At 62.9% G+C, this 24,305-nt stretch carries 24 protein-coding genes, 2 tRNA genes and 1 riboswitch; of the genes, 16 read left to right on the top strand and 10 right to left on the bottom strand.

Annotated features, from left to right (window positions below):
* The first annotated feature begins 120 nt into the window (after positions 1-120).
* The 3 genes from V7Z56_RS09455 (at position 121) to V7Z56_RS09445 (ending at position 1,196) form a co-directional block, all read left to right on the top strand.
* Positions 121-210 (top strand) — tRNA-Ser (locus V7Z56_RS09455).
* Positions 211-248: 38 nt separating this feature from the next.
* Positions 249-743, top strand: a complete 495-nt coding sequence (locus V7Z56_RS09450; protein WP_334129169.1) for a GNAT family N-acetyltransferase — start codon at positions 249-251, stop codon at positions 741-743.
* A 111-nt stretch (positions 744-854) separates the two neighbouring features.
* Positions 855-1,196, top strand: a complete 342-nt coding sequence (locus V7Z56_RS09445) for a DUF423 domain-containing protein (protein ID WP_443023785.1) — start codon at positions 855-857, stop codon at positions 1,194-1,196.
* 15 nt (positions 1,197-1,211) lie between these two features.
* Here the strand turns inward: V7Z56_RS09445 and V7Z56_RS09440 are convergent, their stop codons facing one another.
* The 4 genes from V7Z56_RS09440 to V7Z56_RS09425 are packed head-to-tail and all read right to left on the bottom strand — an operon-like array spanning position 1,212 to position 5,866.
* Entirely contained in the window at positions 1,212-1,985 is a 774-nt protein-coding gene (locus tag V7Z56_RS09440) for an ABC transporter ATP-binding protein (RefSeq protein WP_334129167.1), read from the bottom strand.
* Positions 1,982-2,998, bottom strand: coding sequence for a FecCD family ABC transporter permease (locus V7Z56_RS09435; protein ID WP_334129166.1), 1,017 nt, complete (start codon positions 2,996-2,998; stop codon positions 1,982-1,984). The genes V7Z56_RS09440 and V7Z56_RS09435 overlap by 4 nt, the downstream gene beginning before the upstream one ends.
* Positions 2,995-3,882, bottom strand: a complete 888-nt coding sequence (locus tag V7Z56_RS09430) for an ABC transporter substrate-binding protein (protein WP_334129165.1) — start codon at positions 3,880-3,882, stop codon at positions 2,995-2,997. Before V7Z56_RS09430 ends, V7Z56_RS09435 begins: the two co-directional genes overlap by 4 nt.
* 1 nt (position 3,883) lies before the next feature.
* Entirely contained in the window at positions 3,884-5,866 is a 1,983-nt protein-coding gene (locus tag V7Z56_RS09425; RefSeq protein ID WP_334129164.1) for a TonB-dependent receptor plug domain-containing protein, read from the bottom strand.
* Positions 5,867-6,096: 230 nt separating this feature from the next.
* A riboswitch (cobalamin riboswitch) is annotated at positions 6,097-6,298 on the bottom strand.
* A gap of 255 nt (positions 6,299-6,553) precedes the next feature.
* On the opposite strand from V7Z56_RS09425, the gene V7Z56_RS09420 reads away from it, so the two are divergent.
* The 6 genes from V7Z56_RS09420 (at position 6,554) to V7Z56_RS09395 (ending at position 10,431) form a co-directional block, all read left to right on the top strand.
* Positions 6,554-6,991 carry a hypothetical protein gene (locus V7Z56_RS09420; protein ID WP_334129163.1) on the top strand — a complete coding sequence of 146 codons (438 nt, stop codon included), beginning with the start codon at positions 6,554-6,556 and terminating at the stop codon, positions 6,989-6,991.
* Between the two features lie 27 nt (positions 6,992-7,018).
* Positions 7,019-7,693 (top strand): MotA/TolQ/ExbB proton channel family protein, encoded by a 675-nt coding sequence (locus V7Z56_RS09415; RefSeq protein ID WP_334129162.1) that lies wholly within the window; start codon positions 7,019-7,021, stop codon positions 7,691-7,693.
* A 10-nt stretch (positions 7,694-7,703) separates the two neighbouring features.
* Positions 7,704-8,090, top strand: coding sequence for an ExbD/TolR family protein (locus V7Z56_RS09410; RefSeq protein WP_334129161.1), 387 nt, complete (start codon positions 7,704-7,706; stop codon positions 8,088-8,090).
* Positions 8,091-8,093: 3 nt separating this feature from the next.
* Positions 8,094-8,489 carry an ExbD/TolR family protein gene (locus V7Z56_RS09405; protein WP_334129160.1) on the top strand — a complete coding sequence of 132 codons (396 nt, stop codon included), beginning with the start codon at positions 8,094-8,096 and terminating at the stop codon, positions 8,487-8,489.
* Positions 8,486-9,310: an energy transducer TonB gene (locus tag V7Z56_RS09400; protein ID WP_334129159.1), complete on the top strand. Its 825-nt coding sequence runs from the start codon at positions 8,486-8,488 to the stop codon at positions 9,308-9,310. Before V7Z56_RS09405 ends, V7Z56_RS09400 begins: the two co-directional genes overlap by 4 nt.
* A gap of 80 nt (positions 9,311-9,390) precedes the next feature.
* Complete coding sequence (locus V7Z56_RS09395) at positions 9,391-10,431, top strand: alpha/beta fold hydrolase (RefSeq protein ID WP_334129158.1); 1,041 nt, start codon at positions 9,391-9,393, stop codon at positions 10,429-10,431.
* Positions 10,432-10,459: 28 nt separating this feature from the next.
* Here the strand turns inward: V7Z56_RS09395 and V7Z56_RS09390 are convergent, their stop codons facing one another.
* The gene (locus V7Z56_RS09390; protein ID WP_334129157.1) at positions 10,460-11,179 is read right to left on the bottom strand and encodes a 5-formyltetrahydrofolate cyclo-ligase; all 720 of its coding nucleotides are present in this window, start codon (positions 11,177-11,179) and stop codon (positions 10,460-10,462) included.
* 250 nt (positions 11,180-11,429) lie between these two features.
* On the opposite strand from V7Z56_RS09390, the gene V7Z56_RS09385 reads away from it, so the two are divergent.
* Positions 11,430-12,041: an NADPH-dependent FMN reductase gene (locus V7Z56_RS09385; RefSeq protein WP_334129155.1), complete on the top strand. Its 612-nt coding sequence runs from the start codon at positions 11,430-11,432 to the stop codon at positions 12,039-12,041.
* A gap of 64 nt (positions 12,042-12,105) precedes the next feature.
* Here V7Z56_RS09385 and V7Z56_RS09380 read toward each other — a convergent pair whose 3' ends face one another.
* Positions 12,106-12,873: an SDR family NAD(P)-dependent oxidoreductase gene (locus V7Z56_RS09380; RefSeq protein ID WP_334129154.1), complete on the bottom strand. Its 768-nt coding sequence runs from the start codon at positions 12,871-12,873 to the stop codon at positions 12,106-12,108.
* Between the two features lie 203 nt (positions 12,874-13,076).
* Here V7Z56_RS09380 and V7Z56_RS09375 point away from each other — a divergent pair, with 203 nt between their 5' ends.
* Together V7Z56_RS09375 and V7Z56_RS09370 are read left to right on the top strand one after the other, a co-directional pair.
* On the top strand, positions 13,077-14,384 hold the full coding sequence (locus V7Z56_RS09375) for a diguanylate cyclase domain-containing protein (RefSeq protein ID WP_334129152.1): 1,308 nt from the start codon (positions 13,077-13,079) through the stop codon (positions 14,382-14,384).
* A gap of 67 nt (positions 14,385-14,451) precedes the next feature.
* A complete protein-coding gene (locus tag V7Z56_RS09370) occupies positions 14,452-15,102 on the top strand; it encodes a DsbA family oxidoreductase (RefSeq protein WP_334129151.1) in 651 nt (216 codons plus the stop codon).
* A gap of 6 nt (positions 15,103-15,108) precedes the next feature.
* Here V7Z56_RS09370 and mfd read toward each other — a convergent pair whose 3' ends face one another.
* Together mfd and V7Z56_RS09360 are read right to left on the bottom strand one after the other, a co-directional pair.
* Positions 15,109-18,606: a transcription-repair coupling factor gene (gene mfd / locus V7Z56_RS09365; RefSeq protein ID WP_334129150.1), complete on the bottom strand. Its 3,498-nt coding sequence runs from the start codon at positions 18,604-18,606 to the stop codon at positions 15,109-15,111.
* Positions 18,607-18,612: 6 nt separating this feature from the next.
* Positions 18,613-18,891, bottom strand: a complete 279-nt coding sequence (locus V7Z56_RS09360) for a succinate dehydrogenase assembly factor 2 (protein ID WP_334129149.1) — start codon at positions 18,889-18,891, stop codon at positions 18,613-18,615.
* Positions 18,892-19,043: 152 nt separating this feature from the next.
* Here V7Z56_RS09360 and recG point away from each other — a divergent pair, with 152 nt between their 5' ends.
* On the top strand, positions 19,044-21,131 hold the full coding sequence (gene recG, locus V7Z56_RS09355; protein ID WP_334129148.1) for an ATP-dependent DNA helicase RecG: 2,088 nt from the start codon (positions 19,044-19,046) through the stop codon (positions 21,129-21,131).
* Here the strand turns inward: recG and V7Z56_RS09350 are convergent.
* Complete coding sequence (locus V7Z56_RS09350; RefSeq protein WP_334129147.1) at positions 21,123-21,899, bottom strand: DUF502 domain-containing protein; 777 nt, start codon at positions 21,897-21,899, stop codon at positions 21,123-21,125. The two genes, recG and V7Z56_RS09350, sit on opposite strands and share 9 nt — an antisense overlap.
* A 278-nt stretch (positions 21,900-22,177) precedes the next feature.
* Between V7Z56_RS09350 and V7Z56_RS09345 the strand changes: the two genes are divergently transcribed.
* Positions 22,178-22,933 carry a glucose 1-dehydrogenase gene (locus V7Z56_RS09345; protein ID WP_334129146.1) on the top strand — a complete coding sequence of 252 codons (756 nt, stop codon included), beginning with the start codon at positions 22,178-22,180 and terminating at the stop codon, positions 22,931-22,933.
* Between the two features lie 25 nt (positions 22,934-22,958).
* Entirely contained in the window at positions 22,959-23,381 is a 423-nt protein-coding gene (locus V7Z56_RS09340) for a cupin domain-containing protein (protein ID WP_334129145.1), read from the top strand.
* A gap of 62 nt (positions 23,382-23,443) precedes the next feature.
* Here the strand turns inward: V7Z56_RS09340 and V7Z56_RS09335 are convergent, their stop codons facing one another.
* Positions 23,444-23,977: a peptidylprolyl isomerase gene (locus V7Z56_RS09335; RefSeq protein WP_443023784.1), complete on the bottom strand. Its 534-nt coding sequence runs from the start codon at positions 23,975-23,977 to the stop codon at positions 23,444-23,446.
* 248 nt (positions 23,978-24,225) lie between these two features.
* On the opposite strand from V7Z56_RS09335, the gene V7Z56_RS09330 reads away from it, so the two are divergent.
* Positions 24,226-24,301, top strand: a tRNA-Lys gene (locus V7Z56_RS09330).
* The last annotated feature ends 4 nt before the right edge of the window (positions 24,302-24,305 follow it).

The following is a 24,305-nucleotide window of genomic DNA, read 5'->3' as shown; positions in this document are numbered from 1 at the left end:
GGCGGCGGCGCAGAGCGAAAGAGATTGACAGCACTGCCGCGGAACTTTAAACGATCAGGACCGTTCCCGGGCGGAATGGCCGCCTCATTCGGGCGGCGATCCCTCATCCCCGGACAGCACGGAGGGTTGGCAGAGCGGTTGATTGCACTGGTCTTGAAAACCAGCAAGGGTGCAAGCCCTTCCGGGGTTCGAATCCCCGACCCTCCGCCATTTAATGCGTGACGCTATTCCCGGCTGATGGAACCTCAATGAGTAAACAATATCACTGGACGCCTGCCCCTGGTGAGGCCGCCGGCGAGATCGCGGCGATTGCGGCGGCGGTCCATGCCGGTCATCCGGAAGCCGAGGCTGTGTTTCAGAACCGGCTTTCGCTTTATCCCGAAGGCTGCCTCCTGCTCACCGAGCGCGCGAGCGGGCGGGCGGCTGGCTATCTCCTCTCCCACCCGTGGCGACGCGCGGACAGCATCGCGCTCGACAGCCTGATCGCGCGGCTGCCGGAGGCGCCGGACTGCCTTTATCTTCATGATATTGCTCTCCTATCAAAGACCCGTGGGCGTGGCATGGGCGCGTCGGGCCTTGCCGCCGTTGAGGCCATCGCGCGGCGCGAAGGGTTAAACGAGATCGTCCTCGTCGCGCTGCCAGGCGCGCTTCGCTTCTGGGAGGAGACCGGCTTTCGCCCCGCCGGCAAAGCCGCCCATCCGAGCTATGGCGCGGGCGCGGCCTGTCTTATGAAGCGGCTTTAGTGCGGCAAAAGCACCTCCTCACGCCTCTTTCGTCTTGACAGGCGGGGCGCTCTTTTCCATAGCAGTCGTCGGATCCGCGTTCAGACATTTGGGGAGCGAAACGAGATGAGGATGATTGGCATCGCGGCAGCCGTCACGGGCGCCATTGCAGTTGCCGCCGGGGCGTTTGGCGCGCATGGGGCGGCGGGGCCGGCTGAGGCCGGCTGGCTCACGACAGGCGCGCAGTATCAGATGGTTCACGCCGTTGCGGCCATCGCGCTCCTTCGTCGCGCGCCGGGCGCGGCCGTGACCTTGCTGGTCGGTGCTGCGATCTTCGCTTTCAGCCTATATGCCATGGCGCTCGGTGCGCCGCGCTGGCTTGGCGCCATCACCCCCATTGGCGGGACGCTGCTGATCATCGGCTGGCTGGTTGCCGCGATCGCCTTCTGGCGCGGGCGGGAAAACGGCGCCTGAACGCGGCTCCCCGCCTCACACCCGATCAACAGGAACAATCAGCGGGCCGTCCTGCGTTTCCTGATAGAAAGCCCGGATGCCGAAGCCGGCGGCGAGCCTCTCGGGCGTCAGCACCTTGGCGGGCGGGCCATCGGCGGCAATTTTCCGCGCATTCAGCAGCACCAGCCGGTCGCAGTGACGCGCCGCGAGCGTGAGATCATGCATCACGACAACGAGGCTCATGCCGCCTTTCGCGAGCGATTGCAGCTTCTGCATCACATCAATGGCATGGCCGGGATCGAGGCTGCTTGTGGGCTCGTCGGCAAGGAGGAGCGACGGTTCCCCCGCAAGCGCCCGGGCGAGCAGCACCCGCGCCCGCTCGCCGCCCGAAAGCTGCCCGATCGGGCGATCACGAAACGCCAGCACATGGCAGCTTTCCATCGCGCGGGCAATCGCGGCGTGGTCCGCCGGCGTCGGCGTCTGGCGCCATTTGAGATGCGGCAGGCGACCGAGCGAGACCAGCATTTCCACCGTAATATCCCAGAAAACCGGGCTGTTCTGCGGCAGGTAGGCGAGGCGCTGGGCCCGCGCCCGCGCCTCCATCCGGCTCGCGATCTCGCCCTGAAGCCGGATTTCGCCGCCCGAAGGCTTCAGCAGCCCGGCGATAGCTTTCAGAAGCGTCGTTTTGCCCGAGCCGTTGGCGCCGATCAGCCCGACAATCTCCCCCTTTGTGATATCGAGATCAATCCCATCCAGCACGGATTTTCGCCCATAGCCGGCCTTGAGCGCGCGAATGCTGAGCTCGCTCATGTGATCCGCCCCCTCTCGCGCAAGATAAGATAGAGAAAGAAGGGCGCGCCGATCAGCGCCGTGAGGACGCCGAGCTTCAGCTCCCGCTCCGGCGAGAGGAGGCGCACCGCGACATCGGCAGTCAGCAACAGCGCCGCGCCGCCAAGCGCGCTTGCAGGAAGCAGCGCGCTCGGCCGGTTGCCGACGAAGCGGCGAAGAAGATGCGGCACCACCAGCCCGACGAAGCCGATCGCGCCTGCAACCGCCGTCGCCGCCCCAACCGACAGCGCCGTGCCGAGGATCAGCCGGTTCTGCACCTTCGCGAGGTCGAAGCCGAGGGTCGCCGCCGTCGCCTCGCCAAGGGTCAGGGCATCGAGCGCCCGCCCGGTGGTGAGCAGCAGTGCCCAGCCCGCCAGCATGAAGGGCGCGGCGAGCCAGACATGATCGAAGCTCCGGTCATTCAGCGAGCCCATCAGCCAGAACATGATCTCCATCGCCGCGAACGGGTTTTCCGCCATATTGAGGGCAAGCGCGGTCAGCGCGCCGGCGAAACTTGTCACCGCAACACCGGCGAGGATGAAGGTGAGCGGGCTGCCGCCTCGCCCGGCGAGAAGCTGCACGGTGAGGACGCCAAGCCCCGCCCCGATCATGCCACCGAGCGGCAGGGCGATAGGAAAAAGGCTGGCAAGACCGAAATAGAAGGCGACCACCGCCCCGAAGGATGCCGAGGCGGAGACGCCGACAATCCCCGGTTCGGCCAGCGGATTGCGAAGGAACCCCTGCATCGCCGCGCCGCATAGGCCGAGTGTCGCGCCGATCATCAGCGCGAGAAGCGCCCGCGGCAGGCGCACCTCCTGAAAGATCAGAAGCTCGATTGCATCGCCGCCTTCAAAGAGAAGGGCCAGAAAATCCGCCGCCGACCCGAGCGTACGCCCAACCAGGAGCGAGGCAACAAATGCGAGCAGCACGGCCACGCCGAGGACCGTCAGCAATAGCGCGTCAGCCGGCGCACCTCTCGCCTCTGCTTTCGTCACTCAAGGTCCTCCCAACTGACGCGCGGGGCGGAAAAATGCTCCAGCCGGAACGCGTGAAGGCTCCGGATCGCTTCCGCGACGCGCGGCGTGCCGCAGACCCAGGCGGTACTGCTTATATCGCCCGCGAGCTTGCCGGCAAAGGCTTTCTTGAGCGCCGGATGATGCAGCTTTTCGGTCGCGAGCGAGGGGGTCCGCGGACTCTCCCCCTCCCCCGTGATGACGACATCGGGATCGGCGCGGATCAGCCGCTCAAGCGGGATCTGGCCGTTGCCGGGAATGTCAAGGACGCCGGCGAGATTGCGAAAGCCGGCGGCGCGAAGGATTGCGCCGGCGAGCGTATCATCGCCGGAGGTGAGGCCATTCGCCCAGTAAAGCGCGGCGATCGGCGCGTCTTTGGGCGGCGCTCCGTCATGCCCGGGCGGCAGCGCCCCCTCGAACGATGCGATCAGCTGATCGCCCCGCGCCTCTTCGCCAATGGCATCGGCAAGGCGGCGGATAGCCGTGCGGACATCGGCAAGCGTATGGGCGAGCGGGAATTCCAGCACGTTTAGCCCGAGCTTTTTCAAAAGCTGGATGGTCGCGCGGGTCGTATATTCGCCGGCGAGGACGAGATCAGGCCGGAGGCGGATGATTTCCTCGGCCGAACCATAATTGACGGGAAAGCGCATCGCCTCCTCCGCCATGGCGGAGTTTTCCGGATCCCGCGCAAGGAAGCTGAGCGAGAGGATCGCCTCCGGCTCCGCCATCTGCATCAGCAACTGATCGGTGCAGACATTCGTTGAGACAATGCGCGCGGGCTTTGCCTCCCCGGCGCGCGGCAGCAATGCCGCCCCGAGGAGGAGGAGAAGCCCGCCAAGGCGGGATATGCGACCCCGCCCCGCCATCTCAGTAGGGCCCGAACTTCAGCTTGAAGCCCGCATAAACGGCCGCCCCCGGCGCGCCGTAGCCGTAAATCTCCTGATATTTCTCATTCAGCAGATTTTCGCCCCTGACATAAAGCTCGGCGCCGTCCGCAACCTCATAGGATGCGCCAAGGTTGACGAGCGTATAATCACCGAGGGTGACGGTACGCATCGCGACGGGGAAGAAGCTGTCGAACACCGTATCCTGCTGCGCCCCGTTATACTGGATGCCGAGATTGATATTGGCGGGGCGTCCCGCCACATCGAAGCGGTAATTGCCGGTCAGGCTCGCGATATGCCGCGCCCGGCGGGGCAGCTCAATGCCGTTCGCATCCTTGCCGTTGGTGAAGGTATAGCTGGCATCCAGGCGAAGGTTTTCCACGGGCTCGGTCGAGGCGGTAAATTCGATGCCGTCGATATGGCTCGTGCCCGGAAGGTTGACGGCGGTATTGCCGCTCCCGGTAATCAGGTTCTTGATGCGGTTGTTGAAATAGGTCACATCCAGAATAAGCCGGTCATCCAGCAGCGACTGCTCAACGCCCGCATCCCAGCCGAGCCCCTCCTCTGGTTCGAGATTGGGGTTGCCGGTAAAGCCCGGCGTCGATCCGTAAAGATCGAACAGAGTCGGGTTCTTCACGGCGCGCCCGATGCTCGAATGCAGCCGCGTGCCGCTGCTGTCGAAAAGATAGGCGGCGGTGCCGCGCCAGGTCACCTGATCATCAAAGAGATCGTCATTGTCGTCATAACGCAGCGAGCCCGAGAGGAACAGGCTGTCCCACAGGCTGACGCGATATTCGCCGGAATAGCCGTAATTGACGACGCTCACCGTATTGGGGCCGGAGAAGCCGCTCCAGGTATACATCTCCTCCTTCTCGCGCTCGGCGGCGAAGCTTACCGTGTGGCCGGCATTGGCGACATCGGGCGTCGCGAAGGTGAAGTTGGTGAGATAATCATATTTGATGCGCGTCCCGTCCGAGACGAAGTTTGTGACGCTCGCGCCGTCCTTGAAATCGGTGTTGTCGCTGCTGTAGGCGGCGCGCAGCATATGATCCCAGGCGCCGTCCAGCAGCTTGAGCTTGCCGCTCGCCATGCCGTATTTCTGCGTCGAGCTGGAGCGATCCCCGCTATCCACCGCGCCAACCACCGCGGCCGAGCCGTCAAGATTGGAATCACTCTCGATCAGCATCCCGCTGAGGTTGAACTCAAGCGCCTCGATCGGCGTGAAGCGCGCCTTCAGCTGCGCCGTGGTGTTGGCGTATTTGTCCTTCTCCCAGTTGCCGGCGCGCTCATCGGCGACCGAAATCCCGTCGGTCAGCAGCCGCTCGATGCGGCCCGTAACGGCGAATCTCTCCGCGCCATAGCCAAGGCTTGCCTCCGCGTTTTTGGTATTGAACGAGCCGAGTTCCGCCCGTGTCGCCGCCGTAAAGCCCATCTCCTGCTCTTTCGTCACGATATTGACGACGCCGCCGATGGCGTCGCTGCCGTAAAGCGCGCTTTGCGGGCCGCGCAGTACCTCGATGCGGCCAATCCCGGTGGTGAGCAGGTTGTTGAAATAGAATTCCGAAGTGGAGGCCGGGTTGTTCATCTCGATCCCGTCGATCACGACAAGGGTCTGGTTGCTTTCCGCGCCGCGGATCCGCACCTGCGTGATCTGCCCGAGGGGACCGCTCCGGCTGACGGCAACACCGGGAACAGTGCGGAGCGCATCGGATGTTGCCCGCACCTGCCGCTCTTCCAGCTCCTTCGCGGTAATCACGGTGACGGCGCTACCGACCTCTTTCGCCGCCGTTGGCGTACGGCTTGCCGAGACGACGATCCCCTCCTCAAGCGCAGCGGCGATGGTCTCTTCGGCAAGCGCGGCGGCGGGGCTGAGCGGGAGAAGCACCGCGCCCGCGATCAGCGCCATCCGGGAGACGGATTTCAGCAGATATTCTTTTCTTTTTTCATCTTTGAAGACGGTCTTCATAACTGGTTCCTCTTGCGTATCAACGACTAGGCAAGGGCAAACAGCAAATGCCGCTTGCGCCTGACGACGAAGAAATGAGAGGCTGCGCGGACGGCACAATGCTCCCGCAGGGAGCAATGAATGACCACAATGGCTCAGGAGGAAAAAGGACGCCCGAACCCGACAGCAACGCATTTCTGCGCGTCACCACAAACGGGTATCCGTTCCGCTGGCACACCCCGTACCGCGGTCGAGCGACGCTGGCAATGGCAGGTCTCCTGGCTCGCAGGTCCCAGCGCGTCCCAACCTTCCCAGTTTCCCAGTGGTTTTCGCGGGCGCACTCTCTGCTTACAGTTGCGGGGGCAGCCAGGGCTTCGGCGAGGCATCAAACCGCCGCGCCGTCCCTGTTCCCTTTCTCATCCCTTGCGGGGAACCATCGCTGCCGCCAAACTGCCTGAGCGGCGATTTGAAGTCAAGCGCACTTTGCGACGCGCTTTGGCGTTCGGCCCGGCGCATCGCCGCTTGTCGATTTTGTCATGACTGTGTTAAGACGAGGCGATATATATCGCAATGCGGCGTCAGATCGCCCGGCAAGCCGACCGGCGCGGCTTTTCTCCAATCGCCCTGCTCCGTCACCTCGCGGCGGGTATGCGCGCGGACCGAACAAAACTCTATCGGAGGTTTAAGATGATGTGTGAGCGGAACCTATTGCAGCCCCTGTCCGGCGTCCTCGTGGCCGCGCTTCTCGGCCTTGGCGGCCTTGCCCTGCCGGCGCAGGCGCAAACAGCCGAGACGGGCCGACAGCTCACGCTCGAGCTCAACAACGCCAAGCAGGTGGAGAGCGGCTGCCGCGTCAGCTTCATGTTCCATAACGAGCTTGGGCAGCTGGTCGAGGATATCAGCATGGAGGTCGCCATCCTCGACAAGATGAGCATGTCGCAGAATTTCCTGCTGATCAGCACCGGCCGCCTCACCGAAGGCAAGCGCCGCGTCCTGCAATACGACCTGCCGGAGCAGTCCTGCGATGAGATCGGCACCATCCTGATCAATGATGTCTCCTCCTGCGAGGTCGGTGAGATGACGCCGGCCGACTGTCTCGATGCGCTCCGGCCGTCGAGCCGGGTTGACATCAAACTCAGCCTCTAAGGCGCTGATTTTAAAAGGCAAAGCGCCATGCTCGATTATGTTCTGTCGCTGAATGAAAAGGGTGGGCCCGTCGTCACGATTCTGCTCGTCCTCTCGGTCGCGGCGCTCGCCATGGCGCTCTACAAGCTCTGGCATTTTCACCGCCTCGGCATCGGCCGGCATGACGCCGCTCGCGATGCGCTTACCCTTTGGCAGACGGGCGGTCCCTCGCCCGCGGCGCTCGCCAAAATCGACGGCAGGCCGGGCCCCCTTCCCGTCGCCCTCGCCCATGCGATGCGCGGGATGCTCTACCATCCGGAGAAGGGCAAGCTGGTGCGCGAGGATATCGACGCCGTGGCCGGGCGCGAGATTGCCGCCGCCCGGCGCGGTCTCCGGCTGATCGAGACGGTTGCCCAGGTTGCGCCGCTGCTTGGCCTTTTCGGCACCGTGATCGGCATGATCGATGCGTTTCAGGCGTTGCAGGCGGCGGGCGCGATGGTTGATCCCTCGGTGCTCGCGGGCGGCATCTGGGTCGCGCTGCTGACCACCGCCGTCGGCCTTGCCATCGCCATTCCCTGCTCGCTGATCGCCACCTGGTTCGATGCCCGCATCGAGCGGGAGATCGAGACGATCGAGGAGATGGCGACCGCGATCCTGACCGGCAGCCTGACCGCGACGGGCGGAGCGGCCGAGCGCCGCAGCGAGCGCATCGCGGCGGGATGACGGGGCCGGTATGCGGATCGAACGGCCGAGACGGCGCGCGACCCTGATCAGCCTGACATCGCTGATCGATGTGATCTTCCTGCTGCTGCTCTTTTTCATGCTGAGCACCACCTTCACCCGCTTTACCGCCTTCGATCTTTCCGCCGCCGCGACGGGCGAGGAGGCGCCGCCCGCCGAGGCCGTGCTGATCATCCGCGTGATGGAAGACGGCGCGCTCCTTGTGAACGGGGAGCCCGTAACCCCGACCGGCATCGAGGCCGCGGTTGACCGCTTTATCTTGCGCGGTGCGACCCATGCCGTCTTGCAGCCGCGCGGCGATGTCAGCGTAGAGACCCTTGTCGAGACGCTGGAGCGGCTTCAGAAAACGCCGCTCCGCTCGGTTTCGCTGGCGCGGTGAGCCATGAAACTCTCGATCCGAAAAAAGCCGGCAACGCTTGCTGAAAACACCATCCCGCTGATCAATGTGGTGTTTCTGATGCTGATCTTTTTCCTCATCGCCGGCAGCCTCGCCGCGCCGCTCGCGCCGGGTCTCGCGCCGCCCGAAACGGCGAGCTTGCCGCCCGCGCCTGCCCGCTCCGACGTGGTGCAGATCGCCGCCTCGGGCGAGATCTACTATCTCGGCGAGACGCTCGGGCGGGAGGCGCTGCTCGCGCGGCTCGCAGAAATCGGCCCGCCCGACATCCAGCTTATCGCCGACAAGGCGCTGCCGGCCGACGACCTGCTTGCGCTTCTCGAAGCACTTCGCGCCGCGGGGCATGGGAAAATCCGCCTCATGACGCTTGCGGTCGCGCCATGAGGCGGCTGTCGCAAGGCCTGCTTTTTATCGGCCTCTCGCTCGGCCTGCATTTTGCCCTGCTCGCACTCTTTCAGGCATTCACCCCCCCCGAGGCGCGGCAGGAGCGTTCCATCGGCGGCGTTGCGCTGCATGTCGGCTCGCTTGCGAGCATGAGCCGCCCCGTCGCGTCGCCGCCGCAATCCGCCCGGCCGGTTCCTGCGGATGCCGTGCCGATTGCCGCCCCGAGACCAGTCGCGCGAAAGAATGTTGTGAGCGCGCTTCGGGCGCCGGAGGCGGTGCTCCCCTCCCGCCCGGAACGCACGCACATCGCTGAAGCCGCGCCGCTTGAAGAAGCGGTAAAAGCACCGCCGCCGCCTGTTCCCGCCCAGAAAGAACTTGCGCCGCCCCGCACCGACATGGCGCACGAGGCACCGGCGCCCGCAGAGACGCGCTCGGTTGCGGCAGCGGCCGGCGGGCGCATCGCTGATCCCTCCGGCGCGGCTGATCGCATGTCCGGCAGCGGCGGCGTTCGCGCCACATCCGGCGGCGGCGATGCGATCAGCGACTATCGCGGCCGCGTCCGCGACAGGCTGGTGCGTAACAAGCATTATCCCGCCATGGCGCAGCGCTTCAACATCCAGGGGGTGGTGACTTTCACCTTCAGCCTGACGCGGGACGGGGCGGTCAGCGACCTTCGCATCACGCAGTCCTCGGGCCATGCGATGCTTGACAAGGCGGCGATCCGGACGGTCGAGCTTTCCGCGCCGTTTGAGCGTTTTCCCCCAGAATTCACCGCCGAGCGGATGGAATTTCAGTTTCCGATGACCTTCTCGCTTGATTGAGCGCAGAGGCTCCCGCCATCCGGGTCCTTGCCGCGCGACAATTCTCCTGTCATGATCGCGAGAGCATGAGGGAGGACGCGATGACGGGGGAGATTAGCGAGCATTATTTTGCAACGGCGCGGCACGGGAGCTTTTATCTCGCGGCGGGGCCGGAGGATGGCCCGCTGATCATTTTCCTTCACGGCTGGCCGGAGCTCTCAATCAGCTGGCGGCATCAGCTGCCGCTTTTCGGCCATCTCGGCTTTCGCGCCATTGCTCCCGATATGCGGGGCTACGGCCGCTCCCGCGTCCATTCGCATCCCTCGGATTACGCGCAAAGCGCAATCGTCGCCGATATGCTGGAGCTGCTGGATGGACTTGGGCGCTCCTCCGCCATCTGGGTCGGGCATGACTGGGGCAGCGCGACGGTCTGGGCGCTGGCGAGCCATTACCCCGAGCGCTGCGATGCTGTTTTGAGCCTTTGCGTCCCTTACGCGACGCTCGAGCGCGGGCTTGACGCCTGCCTCCCCCTTCTCGACCGGGACATGTATCCGGAAGATGAGTTTCCCGTCGGGCAATGGGATTATATCCGTTTTTATGAGGAGCATTTTTCCCGCGCGACCGAGGTATTCGACGCCGATCCCCTCCGCACCGTGAAGGCGCTGTTCCGCGCCGGGCGCGCCCGCGCAACGCCGCGCCCCTCACCCACCGCCTTCATCCGCCGAAACGGCGGCTGGTATGGCGGCGCCGATGCCGCGCCCGACCTGCCGCTCGATACCGCCGTGCTTAGGCCGGCGGACCTCTCCGCATATGCGGCCGCGCTTGCCCGGAACGGCTTTGCGGGGCCCGATTCCTACTATATGAACAACGAAGCCAACGCCATTTACGCGGCCAAGGCCGTGAACGGCGGCAGGATCGACATGCCGGTGCTCTTCCTCCTCGCCGAATATGATGAGGTGTGCGAATGCGTCCGCTCGCGCCTTGCCGAGCCGATGCAGGAACTTTGCGATGATCTCACCATCCGCCGCATCGCCTCCGGCCATTGGATGGCGCAGGAGAAGCCGCGCGAGGTGAATGCCGCCCTGCTCCGCTTTCTCGCGGTCAGGCTGGCGCATCTCTGGCCCGGCGAGGGCGCAAGTTAACGTAAAGGTTTAAGTTAAATCTTGGGTTTCAGGGACGACAAGTCGTCGCCGTATCGTTCGACTTTGCGCGCTCACGGCGGATCGGGTCGCCCTTCTCGGTAACAATGATATCCATTGGAATATCATGGGGTTGCGGGAAAATGCTGGAAATCTTCGTCAGTGAATAGCCAACGCCGATCGTCATCGGCCGCGGGCTCATCAGCGACAGGGTCCGGTCATAAAAGCCGCCGCCATTGCCGAGGCGGTAATTCTCCGCATCGAAGCCGACAAGCGGGACAAGTATGATCTCGGGCGTGAGTTCGGCGCCGTCCGCGGGGACAGGTATCCTCCATATTCCGTCCACCATCACGCAATCAGGCGTCCATTCACGAAAGAGAAGCGGCTCATTCTTTCCCGTCACCACCGGGAGAGCCACGCGGGCGCCGCGCGCAACGGCGCTACGCATCCAGGGTTGCAGGTCAAGCTCGTTGCCGAGCGGCGAATAACAGGCAATGATGCGGCCGGGCGCAAGGTCGATCAGCTGATCGAGCCGTTGCTGAACCGCCTCCGCCGCGGCGCGTCGCGCGGCCGCGGGCAGATTGAGGCACGCTTTTCTCAGCTCCTGCCGCTTCGCTTTGCGGAACCTCGCAACATCAAGGGCCGTCTGGGCATCAACGCCCGAAAAACCGCCATATTCATTGTATTCAAGTTCGTGAGCGAAACAGGGAGGGGAAGAAAATCCGCGTATAGAGCCGCCATCGTTTCCCATGCCCAATATTGTATCAGCAAAGCGCTATATTTGCAATCGATTTTTACAACCGGCATATGTGGGCAAGAGCCTCCGGCCGATTTTTCCGCCGCGCCGCCCACCGCCCATTGCGATGCATTATGTGACGGGCACCCCTATTTGCCGCCAATTTGTTTGCTTTCTAACAAGCGTTTGCTTATGCCTCAGGGGAGCGCGTCGGGCGCGCCCATGTTTTTGAGCACAATGTCATAATTTTGAGGATAGAAGTCACATGTCGGAGCTTACAATCGGTATCATCATCGGCAGCGTTCGCGAGAAATCGGAATCGGCCCGCATCGGCGCCTATGTTGCAGCACGCCTTCGCGCGCTTGAGCCTGAGATTTCGATCGAGATGTTTGATCTGCGCACCCTGTCCGTCCCGCTCTGGCATGAGGATAAATGGACCGCAGGAAGCGAGATGCAGTCCTTCTGGAAACCGCTCTCAACGCGGCTGAAAACGTGCGACGGCTTCGTTGTCATCAGCCCTGAATGGGCCGGCATGGCGCCCGCGCATCTCAAGAATTTCCTGCTGATGTGCGACGGCGGCGAGCTTGCGCACAAGCCCGCGCAGCTGATCTCCATCAGCTCCGGCATGGGCGGCGCCTACCCCGTCGCTGAACTCCGCATGAGCGGTTACAAGAATAATTTCCTGATGTGGCTGCCCGATCATATGGTGCTCCGCCAGGTGGCGAGCCTGTTCGCGAGCGAGACGCCGACGCCGCTCGATGTGGAACTCACCGCGCGCATGGACTATGGCCTCGCGTTCCTCACCGAAACGGCGAAGGCGCTCGGCCCGGTGCGGAACCGGCTGCAAAATATCAAGCTCTACAAAACCGGAATGTAAGATATTAAAAACGGTGTTTAACCTGTTGCGTTATCAGGATAAACACCGTTTTTTTAAAGCGTGCCTAGAAGCCTGCCGCCTGCATGCCGTCGTCAACCTCGATCGAGGCGCCGGTCATGAAATCGGAACCCGGTCCCGCGAGCAGCAGGAGCGGCGCATCCAGCACCGCGGGGTCGCCGACCCGCTTGCCCGGCAGCTTCGCGATCAGCCGCTTGCCGCCGTCGGTTTCCCAATAGAAATTATTCAGCTCCGTCACGATATAGCCGGGATTGAGGCAGTTGACCTGGATGTTATAGCGGCCCCATTCATTGGCGAGCGAGCGCGTCATATGCTCGACGGCGGCCTTCGACATGTTATAGGCGACATTCTGCTTGAGAACGCGCTTGGCGGCGATGGAGGCGATGTTGATGATCTTGCCGCCCTGCCCGTGGCGGATCATGCTCTGCCCGACGGCCTGCGCGACGAAGAAGGCACCGTGCGCATTGGTCATCATCACGGCATTGAAATCCTCGGGCGTGACATTTTCCGCCGCCGCCTGGATGCTGATGCCGGAGTTGTTGACGAGGATATTGATCGGGCCGAGTTCGGTCTCGGCGGCCTTCACCGCCTCCTGAACGCTTGCAACGTCCGTAACATCCATGCGCACCGGTAGCGCGCGCCCGTCGAACGCCGCGATCTCGCCCGCGAGCGCCTCCAGCCGGTCCGTCCGCCGCGCCGCGAGCGTGACTTTTGCGCCGGCGCGGGCAAGGACTTCGGCAAAACGCTTGCCAAGCCCCGATGATGCGCCGGTGACAAGCGCGTGTTTACCCTCGAGTATGTGAGGTGCGGTCATAAAAAAACTCCTGATCCCTTACCGATAAATCCAACTTTGCGGTGCCCATGATTTCGCGTTCACCCGCTAAAATCAAGGCGGCATTTGCCGCCATCGGCGATTTCGCGGCATCCCCGGGCGGGATGATTTTTCGGAAAATGCCCCGCTCCTCACCTATTTTTAATCTTTGGGGCGTAAGTTTCGGGAACGCTAGGGAGGTTTTGATGCGCTATATCGCCACACTTTTGCTTGTCTCGGACAGCGCGTCCACGGCACTGGAGCCGCTTCTGATCTCGGCGGGCTATGGCATCATTCGCTGCCGCTACGGCGAGGTGATGGGCTCGAAAGTCGATGATCAAACGTTTGATCTGATGATTTTGGACGGCGAGAATAATTCGCATGGCGTCGATGTCCGCGATATCGCCCGCAAATTCCGCCGCCGTGACTTTCCCCTGCTGCTGGTGAGCGCCGCGGATATCCGCTGCCGTATCCAGACCATTTCGCCGGGCTATTGCCATGACGAGCTGCTGGCCCGCGTCGGCGCGCTCATCCGGCTTCGCCATATGGAACAGGAGCTTAACCGCCGCATCCATACGACCGAGAGCTACGGCGTCGATATCTCCAGCGTCTCCGCGCCCGAAGCCGAGATTGGCGATGCCAATGTGCTGATCGTCGGGATGCAGACGATGCTGCTCGGCAATGTGCTGCTCAGTCTCGATACCCGCACCAATATCCACATCTGCAAGCATTCAGGCCGCGCGATCGAGGAATTGCGGCGCGGCACGTTCGATGCGGTGATCCTGTCCGGGGTCGGGCTCGATGACAGCAACCTTCGCCTTTGCGCCGATATCCGCGCCGATTCGCGCCTTTTCAATCTGCCGGTGGTGATGGTTCTCGAAAATCCCGGGCAGCGCGCCGCGGCCTATCAGCACGGCGTCTCGGATATCGTGCTGCATGGCAGCGAGATGGACGCCCTGCCCAACCGGCTTGGCCTGCAGATCCGCCAGCACCGCTACCGTCTTGCCATCCAGACGCTGTTTCGCGTGGCCAAGCCCTTTCCGGTGGTCGACGGGCCGACGGATCTTTATTCGGCGGGCTTTATGCGGGCCCATCTTGCGTTGCAGTTCCGCGACTGCGCGGCCCAGAACAAGGTTCTCAGTATCGCCTCGCTGATGGTTGAAAATCTCGCCGAAGTGACGGAGGAGCATGGCTTTCCCGCCGCCGATCAGCTGCTGCGCCAGGTCGGCTCGGCGCTCGGCAGCCTGATCCGGGGCGAGGATTTCTGCGCCTCCCTGACGCGCGGGCAGTTCCTGATCTCGCTCCCCGGCGCCCGGCGGGCGGAGGCCGATGTCGTCCTTCGGCGCCTCGAAGGCGTGCTGCGGAGCACCGATTTCGCGCTTGTTCATGCCGCCGCCCCCGCCCCGACGGCCGTTCGCGCCGCAATCCTCACGGGCGTTGCCGAGGTGCGCCCCGGCGATGATATCGAGAGCGTCATCGCGCGCGGGCTCAGTGAGCCCTCCCGCGCCGCCTGAGCGATCGCCGCCGGATTAATTTCCAACGCTTCTTGCCGCGCCCGCGCGCCGGCCCTATAGTCAGGAGATGAAAATAGATATTATCTCCGATACCGTTTGCCCGTGGTGCTTCATCGGCAAGCGCAAACTTGAAGCGGCGCTTGCGGCGCGGCCCGATCTTGCGGTCGAAATCGCCTGGCACCCGTTCCAGCTCAATCCTGAAGTGCCCGAAGGCGGGGCCGACCGGGAAACCTTCACGGCCCGGAAATTCGGCAGTGCGGAGCGCGCGAAACAGATCTATGATAACGTCAAGATCGCCGGTCAAGCCTTTGATATTGATTTCAAATTCGATGATATCAAGCGCACGCCGAATACGCTGAATTCGCACCGGCTGATCCGCTGGGCGCATACCGCCGGTTGTCAGGATGAGGTGGTCGAGATCCTGTTCCGCCGCTATTTCCTGGAAGGTGAGGATATCGGAGATGCGGAGGTGCTGGTCGCAACCGCGCGCGAAGCCGGCATGGACGCCGATCTCGTCGCCGAGCTGCTGGCAAAAGACGCCGACAAGGATCTTATCCGCACCGAGGACAGCCGCGTCCGTGAGATGGGGATCAGCGGGGTTCCCTTCTTTATCATCGATGGCCGCTACGCGCTCTCGGGCGCGCAGGATCCGGACGTTTTTCATTCCGTGTTCGATAAAATCGCCGCCGAGGATCTGGCGGGCGGCGCGCCGGAATAGGCCGCCTCAGGCGGCTTTCGCGACTTTCACCAGGTTTTCGGCGAGCCAGAGCACGCCTTTCAACCGGTCTTCCGGGTGGCGCCAGTCGCGGCTGTGGACGAGCTTGTGATCGCTCCTGAGCTTGGTTGAGCCGGGCGCGCGCGAGATGAACTGCACAAGACCGGCCGGATTGTCGAAGCGGTTGCCGCGGAAGCTCAGCACCGCGCCCTTCGGCCCGGCCTCGATCTTCTCGATATTCGCCTCGCGGCAGAAATGCTTGATGGTCATCACCTCGATGAGGTGGGAGACCTCATCCGGCAGCGGGCCGAAGCGATCGACAAGCTCGGCGGCGAAGGCGTTGATCTCGTCGAGCGTCTCCTGCGCGGCGATGCGCCGGTAAAGTTCCATCCTGAGATCGAGATCGGCGACATAGCTTTCGGGGATCAGCACGGCCGCGCCGATATTGATGCTGGGCGACCATTTGTCCGCCGTCTCCACCGCCGCGCCAAGGCCGCTGTCGCGGGCGTTCGCAACCGCCTCCTCCAGCATCTCCTGATAAAGCTCGAAGCCCACCTCGCGGATATGACCCGACTGTTCATCGCCAAGGAGATTCCCGGCGCCGCGGATATCGAGATCGTGGCTCGCCAGCGTAAAGCCCGCGCCGAGAGTGTCGAGCGACTGCAGCACGCGAAGGCGCTTCTCCGCCGCGTCGGTCAGGCGCTTTCTCGGTGGCAGCGTAAGATAGGCATAGGCCCGCGTCTTGGAGCGGCCGATGCGCCCGCGGATCTGGTAGAGCTGGGCAAGGCCGAACATATCGGCGCGGTGCGTGATCAGCGTGTTGGCGGACGGGATATCAAGGCCGGATTCGACGATATTCGTCGCCACCAGCACGTCATAGGCGCCGTCATAGAAGGCGTTCATCACGCTGTCGAGCTCTTTTGCGGCAAGCTGGCCATGGGCGGTGACATATTTCACCTCCGGCACATGCTCGCGGAGGAAATTGCCGATATCGGGTAGATCCGCAAGACGCGGGCAGACGATGAAACTCTGCCCGCCGCGATAATGCTCGCGCAGCAGCGCCTCGCGCAGCACGACGGGATCGAACGGCAGAACGAAGGTGCGGATGGCGAGGCGATCAACCGGCGGCGTCGCAATGATGGAGAGATCGCGGATGCCGGTCATGGCAAGCTGCAGCGTGCGCGGGATGGGCGTTGCGGTGAGCGTCAGCACATGGACATTGGCGCGAAGCTCCTTCATCCGCTCCTTATGGGCAACGCCGAAATGCTGCTCCTCATCAATGATGACAAGGCCGAGATCCTTGAAGCGGATGGATTTGGCGAGCAACGCGTGGGTGCCGATGACGATATCAACCCGCCCGGCGGCGAGATCGGCCTTTGTCTGGCTCGCCTCCTTCGCCGAGACCATGCGCGAGAGCTGCGCGATGCGCACCGGCAGATCCTTGAAGCGCTCGCGAAAGCCCTTGTAATGCTGACGCACCAGCAAGGTGGTCGGCGCGACGATTGCGACCTGCTTCCCCGTCATGGCGACGGTAAAGGCGGCGCGAAGCGCAACCTCGGTCTTGCCAAAACCGACATCGCCGCAGATCAGGCGATCCATCGGCTGCCCGCTTGCGAGATCATCCAGGGTATCATCAATCGCTTTCTGCTGATCCTCCGTCTCCTCAAATGGGAAACCGGCGCAGAATTCGGCATACAGCCCATCGGGCGGCGTGACCACCTCGGCCTTGCGAAGCTGCCGTTCGGCGGCGATGCGGATCAGCTGATCGGCCATTTCCATGATCCGCTTTTTCAGCTTGGCTTTCCGCGCCTGCCAGCCGGAGCCGCCGAGCTTGTCGAGCACCGCGGCGCTGTCGCTGCCGCCATAGCGCGACAGCATCTCGATATTTTCGACCGGCAGGTAGATCTTGTCGCCCCCCGCATAGAGCAGCGTCACGCAGTCATGCGGCGCGCCGGAAATTTCGATGGTGGTCAGCCCCTCATACTGCGCGATGCCGTGATCGACATGGACGACATAGTCGCCGGGCGAGAGCTGCGAGGCGGCGGCAATGAAATTCTCCTGCCGCTTCGAGGATTTGCGCGGCCGCACCAGCCGGTCGCCGAACACATCCTGTTCGCCGATGACGACGAAACCCGGGGCTTCAAACCCCGCTTCGATGGGCAGGACCGCGAGCAGCGGCACATTTGCGCCGGTCGCCTCATCAAATGTGTCGATCTCGCGAAGCGGCGAAATCCCGTGATCGCTGAGGACAATCTTGTTGCGGGCCCGCGATCCGTTGCTGAAGAAGCTGAGGATGACATGCTTGTTGTCGCCAAGCTGCGCAATGATATGGCTTTTCAGCGCGGCATAGAGGCCGCCGTCCTGATGCGCCGCGCGCTCGGGCGCAAAATCGCGGCCGGCGCGGCCGCCGGCATCGATGACCGTCTCCTCCGCCGCGCCGCTCGCAAAGGGCGAGAGCTGGCCGACGCCGCGCGTCGCCAGGGCCGCCTGCCATTCGTCACGGGTGAGATAGAGATATTCCGTCGGCAGCGGCTTGTAGTCGCCGCCCTGCGCCGCGCGCGCTTCCTCGCGCGCCTCGAAATGATCGCGGATCGTCTCAATGCGCGCCTCTTTCGCCTCCTCCAGCATATGATCGAGGAACAGCACTGCCTCGGGCAGAAAGTCGAAGAGCGTCGCCATATGCTCGTGAAAGAGCGGCAGCCAATGTTCCATGCCGGCATGGCGGCGCTTCTCGCTGACCGCCTCATAGAGCGGATCGTCCCCCGTTACCGCGCCGAAAAGCTGACGATAGCGGGAGCGGAAGAGCGCAACTGACGTATCGCTCAGGAGGAATTCAGACGCGGCGGTGAATTCGAGCTTATCGAGCGTGCCGATGGAGCGTTGAGTGAGCGCATCGAAACTGCGGATGGCATCGACGGTATCACCGAAAAGATCGAGCCGGACGGGATTTTCCGCGCCCGGCGGAAAAATATCGATGAGGCCGCCGCGCACCGCGAATTCGCCCGGCTCCATCACCGTGCCGATGCGCGAAAAGCCGTTGGCCACCAGATAATCGATGAGCGCCTTTGCCTCGATCCGTTCACCGACGCGGACGCTCAGGCGGCTTCCCGCCACCATGGCAACCGGCGGCACGCGCTGGGTCAGCGCGTTCAGCGTGGTGAGGAAGATGCGGGGCTTTTCGCTTTTCTCGGTCATGCGGCCGAGCGCAGTCATGCGCCGCGCGACGATCTCGGCGTTTGGTGAGACGCGGTCATACGGCAGGCAGTCCCAGGCCGGAAAGCTGATGACCTCGACATCGGGGGCGAAGAAAGCGAGCGCCGCCTCGCTTGCTGCCATGCGCACGTCATCACGAAGGACGAAGAGAAGATCGCGATCCGCGCTTCGCGCAAAGGAGCCGAGCAGCCAGGCGTCATAGCCCTCTGGCACCGACTCCAGCCGGAAGGCCGCCCTCTTCTCCGCCAGAACCTGAAGGCGGCGGCAGAGATTTGCAAGATCGGGTCCGTTCATCAACTCTCAGCTTTTGCGCGCCAGATTGTTCTGGCCGTAATCCATCAGCTTGTCCATGACGCTGGAACGATACTCCGCCGGCACCGGCTCGCGCCCGACCGCCCAGACATAGATATTGGGGTCCCCGGCATCGAGCAGGGATTCGTAAATATCAAGCTCATCAGCCGTGAAACCGTCCAGATATTTGCGGGCGAAACCGCCGAGCAGCAGGTCCGTCTCCTTCATGCCGGTATAGAGCGAGCGGTGAATGAGGCGTTTACGGCGGATGGCAATATCTTCGGTCATGGGCTTCTTTATCTCATTGGGATGGGTAGCATATAGCCTGTCTCGCCGGCCCTGTCAGCAGTTAGTCGCAATTTTCCAGCGATTTCGATGCGGCATTGACCTTGCCGGGCGCGGCCCCCACAATGGCGCCAAACAGCAGCGGCGGGGGATGCGTGCGACCTGAGATTCTGTATCAGCTTTTTTCTCCGGCAACCCGGCTGAACGGCATCGGGCCGCGCACGGGCGCGCTGATCGAGAAGCTCGCCGGGCCGAATATCGTCGATCTGCTCTGGCACCTGCCGAGCGGCCTGCTGACGCGGGAGCGGGTCGATCATCTCTCGGCCGATTATCTTGAGCGGCAGATCGTGATCCGCGTCACGGTGGAGCAGCATTTCCCCTCCCGCAATCGCCGCGCGCCCTATCGCATCAGTACCCGCGCCGGGGGCGATGCGCTCACCCTCACCTATTTCAACGGCCGGGAGCAATATCTCCGCCAGCAGCTCCCGGAGGGGGCGGAGCGGCTGGTGAGCGGGCGGCTTGAGGAATATGGCGGCGCCTACCAGATGACCCATCCCGATCATGTGGCGCCAATTGAAGCGGCGGACAGCATCCCGCTCAATGAGCCGGTCTATCCGCTGACGGCGGGGCTGGTGAATGCCACCTTCGTGAAGGCGGCGCGGCAGTTCCTTGCCACCCTTCCCGAGCTTCCCGAATGGCTCGATCCGGCGCTGCTGGCGCGCGAGAAATGGCCGGGCTGGAAGGAAAGCCTTCTCGCCGCGCACCATCCCAGGAGCGAGGAGGATCTCGCGCGCGATGCGCCGGCGCGCGCCCGCCTTGCCTATGATGAGCTGCTCGCCAACCAGCTTGCGCTCGAGCTGGTGCGGCGGCGGATGAAACGCAAGCCCGGGCGCGCCATGGCGGGCGATGGCCGGCTGTATGACAAGATCAAAAGCGCACTCCCCTACCGCTTGACGGGCGCGCAGATGCAGGCGCTCACTGAAATCACGGGTGACATGGCCGCGCCGCACCGCATGCTGCGGCTCCTTCAGGGCGATGTCGGGAGCGGCAAGACGGTGGTCGCGCTCCTTGCCATGGCGGTGGCGGTCGAGACCGGCGCGCAGGCCACGCTGATGGCGCCGACGGAAATCCTCGCCCGCCAGCATTTCAATGCCATCCAGCCGCTCGCCGAAACGGCAGGGCTGAAAACAGAGATCATCACCGGTCGGCTGAAGGGCAAAAAACGGAGCGAGGTGCTGGAGCGGCTGGAGCAAGGCAAGATCGATATCGTCGTCGGCACCCATGCGCTTTTCCAGGAGGATGTCCGCTTTCACGATCTCGGCCTTGCCATTATTGATGAGCAGCACCGCTTCGGTGTGCATCAGCGCCTCAGGCTCAGCGCCAAGGGGCGCGAGGGCGGCGGCGTCGATGTGCTGGTGATGACCGCAACGCCGATCCCGCGCACCCTCGCCCTCACCGCCTATGGCGATATGGATATTTCGGTGATCGCCGAGAAGCCGCCGGGCCGCCAGCCGGTGGAGACGCGCGCCATCGACCTCTCGCGCCTCGACAGCGTCGCCGAAGGGCTCGAGCGCAAGCTGGCGGCGGGGGAGCGCATCTATTGGGTCTGCCCGCTGGTGGAAGAATCGCAGCTTCTCGACGTCGCCGCGGCGGAGGAGCGTTTCGAGATGCTGCAGCATCTTTACGGCGATCGCGTCGGGCTGATCCACGGCCGCCAGAAGCCTGAGGAAAAGGATGAAACCATGCGCCGCTTTATGGCGGGCGAGATCAGTATCCTGGTCGCAACAACGGTGATCGAGGTTGGCGTCGATGTGCCGGAGGCGACCGTCATGATCATCGAGCATGCGGAGCGCTTCGGCCTTGCCCAGCTCCATCAGCTGCGTGGCCGGGTCGGACGCGGGCAGCTTCCCGGTGTCTGCCTGCTGCTCTATGCCCCGCCGCTCGGGGCCACGCAGAAGGCGAGGCTTGCTATCCTACGCGAAAGCGAGGACGGCTTTCGCATTGCCGAGGAGGATTTGCGCCTTCGCGGAGCGGGCGAGCTTTTGGGCACAAAGCAAAGCGGCCTTCCCGAGTTCCGTCTCGCCGATTTGCAGGCCCATTCGCGGCTGCTTGCCATCGCCCGCGACGATGCGCGGCTGATTTTGGAGAAAGACCCCGAGCTTAAATCGCCGCGCGGAATCGCGCTTAAATTCCTGCTTTATCTTTTCGAGCGCGACGCGGCGATCCAGAATCTCTCAGGCTGAGGGGGAATCGGGCCCGTCCGCTGCGGGTTCCGAAGGAACCCTGGCGCTCTCCGCTTCCCTTTCGCGCATTTTTTCCGTCACATTTTCCGGCCAGATCATGCCGGCCGAGATAATCAGCTTGATCCCCGCCTCCACCGTCATGTCGAGAAAGATAATGTCGCGCCGTGGCATGAAGAGGAGAAAGCCCGAGGTCGGGTTCGGCGTCGTCGGCAGGAAGATGCTGATCACCTCGTCATCGCTGATATCACTGATCTCACCCCGCGCGCTGCTGGTGACGAAGGCAAGCGCCCACAGCCCTTTGCGCGGATATTCGATGAGCACCACCTCGCGGAACGAGGTGCCGGATTGCGCCATCATGGTTTCCATGATCTGCTTCAGCGCATTGTAGATGGTGCGGATGATCGGCATGCGACCGACGATCCGCTCGCCGAACGAGAGCAGCGTCCGGCCAAGAAAGTTGGCCGTAAGAAAGCCGATCAGGATGAGCGCGACCGCCGAGATGACAACACCGAGCCCCGGCACGCTGAAGGGCAGATAAGTCTCCGGGTTGTACCGCGCCGGGATGAGCGGCGTGATATTGGCATCGACGAAGGTTACGAAGGCGTAGATCAGGTAGATGGTGATCGCAATCGGCGCGGTCACGACAATGCCCGTCAGGAAATAGGTTCGCAGTCGCGTGAGCGGTCGGACTTTCTGCGGCGGATCAACGAGAATGGTTTTTTTGCCGCCGCTACCGGGGGCGTCGTCGGGATTGGATTTTTTAAACATTTGTCCAGAACTGATTTAAAAAACGGCGAAAAATCAGGGCGATAGCCCATATCCGTCAGCAAGGGGGAGAGTATCACGAAGAGGTAATGCTGTCTTATGAAATTTCTGTAAGATGAGAGAAGCGCTTCCTTCCCGGACCGGACGCGGCGGGCGCGAGAGGGCGATCGCCCCGCGCCTCCTCCTTCCGCGCGGCAAATATTTGCAGAAATTTTGCCCGCCGCTCTTGCCAATTGCAGTTGAAAGTTGAACTATCTCGCGATCAAACGGGAGAATTTGAGATGCGATTAAAAGATAAAGTAGCGATCATCACCGGCGCAGGCTCGGGCTTTGGCAAGGCAATGGCGGAGCTGTTCGCGAGCGAGGGCGCGAAAGTCGTGGTGAGCGATCTGAACGGCGCAGCGGCAACTGCGGTCTGCAAGGGCATTACGGATGCCGGCGGCAGCGCCATTTCGGCGGAATGTGATGTGACGAGCGTGGCCGATCTCGACGCGATGACAGCGGCGACGCTGAAGGCGTTCGGCAGGGTTGACGTGCTGGTGAACAATGCGGGATTCCCGCAGCGCAACGGCTCGATGTTCGATGTCGATGAGGCGACATTCGACAAAATCTTCAACGTCAATGTGAAGAGCCTCTATCTCACCACGAAGACGATTGTGCCGCATATCCTTGAGACGAAAGGCAATATCGTCAACATCGCCTCGACGGCGGCGCTCAGCCCGCGGCCCGGCCTCACCTGGTATAACGCGAGCAAGGGGGCGGTGGTCACCATGTCGAAATCCATGGCGCTCGAGATGGCGCCGAAGCAGGTGCGGGTCAACGCCCTCTGCCCGGTTTTTGCGAGCACCGGTATGTCGGTCGAATTTATGGGCGGCGTCGATACCGAGGAGATCCGCGCCAAATTCGTCTCCTCCATCCCGCTCGGGCGCGAAAACACCCCGCGCGATCTGGCTCACGCGGCGCTCTGGCTGGCCTCCGACGATGCCTCCTTCATTACCGGCGTTGCGCTTGAAGTGGACGGCGGGCGCTGCGTCTGATCCCTGCCCGTTCGGGAGATAAAAGATGAGCGAAGTAAATGCGCCGCGTCAGAAAGTGATTTTCCTCCCGCCCGGCGGCGGGCGGCGCTATGACATGGGCGGGATGCAGAGCATTTTCTTTGCCGATGAAGCGGAGACGGGCGCGGAATACTCCATCTCCGAATGGCGGCTCGAGCCGCAGACGGAAGGCTCCGGCCCGCATGCCCATGAGACGGAAGATGACATCTTCTTCGTGCTGGAAGGGGTGACGACCTTCTGGCTCGATGGGAAGCGGCAGGATGCGCCGGCCGGCAGCTTCATTCGTGTGCCCGCAGGCGTGACGCATGATTTCGCCAATCTCACGGACGCGCCGACGCGCTTTCTCAATCTCTATATCCCGGGCGGGTTTGAGCGGGACATGCCCGCGATTGTCGACTGGTTCGCGAAAAATCCGCCCGCGAAAGGGTGAAAAGGATAAAAAAGACGGCGGGCCTTGTGGGCGCGCCGTCCTTATTTTAGCGAGTAGCTGCCCTACTCTTTCACGTCAGCGGCAACCTGCATTTTCACGATGATGTCCGGCTCACCCGGGACCATGCCGCTTTTGCCGACGCCCTTCTTGATGAGATCGACATATTCCATCCCCTCAATCACCGTGCCCCAGACGGTGTATTTGCCGTCGAGGAAATGGGAATCGGCGGTGACGATGAAGAATTGGCTGTCGGCGCTATGCGGGGAGTTTGCCCGCGCCATCGAAACCGCGCCCCGGACATGCGGCGCGTTGTTGAACTCCGCCCGCAGCTTGCGGCCCGAGCCGCCCGTGCCCGTGCCGGTCGGATCGCCGGTCTGGGCCATGAAATCCTCGATCACGCGATGGAATTTGACGCCGTCATAAAAGCCCTCCCGCGTCAGCTCCTTGATCCGTGCGACATGGTTGGGGGCAAGGTCGGGGCGCAGTTCAATGACCACCCGGCCGTAAACGAGATCGAGATAAAGCGTGTTTTCAAGGTCGGCGGCGCTCGCCGTGGAAAGCGGCAGCGCGCCGGCAAGGGCAAGCCCGAGAAGCATAAAGATCCGCGACAGGAATTTTGAAATCATCCGTTCCCTCGTTGGTTTGACTTGATTGCTCCGCTTTTTGCCATTTTGCCGCCGGGGCGTCCATAATTAAAACCGTCAAATGCTAAATAACGGCTTTTTTAAAAGCGCTTAAAAAATGAAAAACTGTGTTGACCATTGGCGGCAACGACCCTATGTTGCAGCCGCATTGCGACGCTTTCGGCCGCTTCCCGGCCGGCATCCTCGCATCCTGCATATGGGGGCCCGTAGCTCAGTCGGTAGAGCAATTGACTTTTAATCAATGGGTCACAGGTTCGAATCCTGTCGGGCTCACCATTTT

Source organism: Sneathiella sp. (genome assembly GCF_036844445.1).
Classification (GTDB): domain Bacteria; phylum Pseudomonadota; class Alphaproteobacteria; order Sneathiellales; family Sneathiellaceae; genus Sneathiella.
Note: the sequence above shows the minus strand (reverse complement) of the source record. Positions and strands in the feature narration are given on the sequence as shown.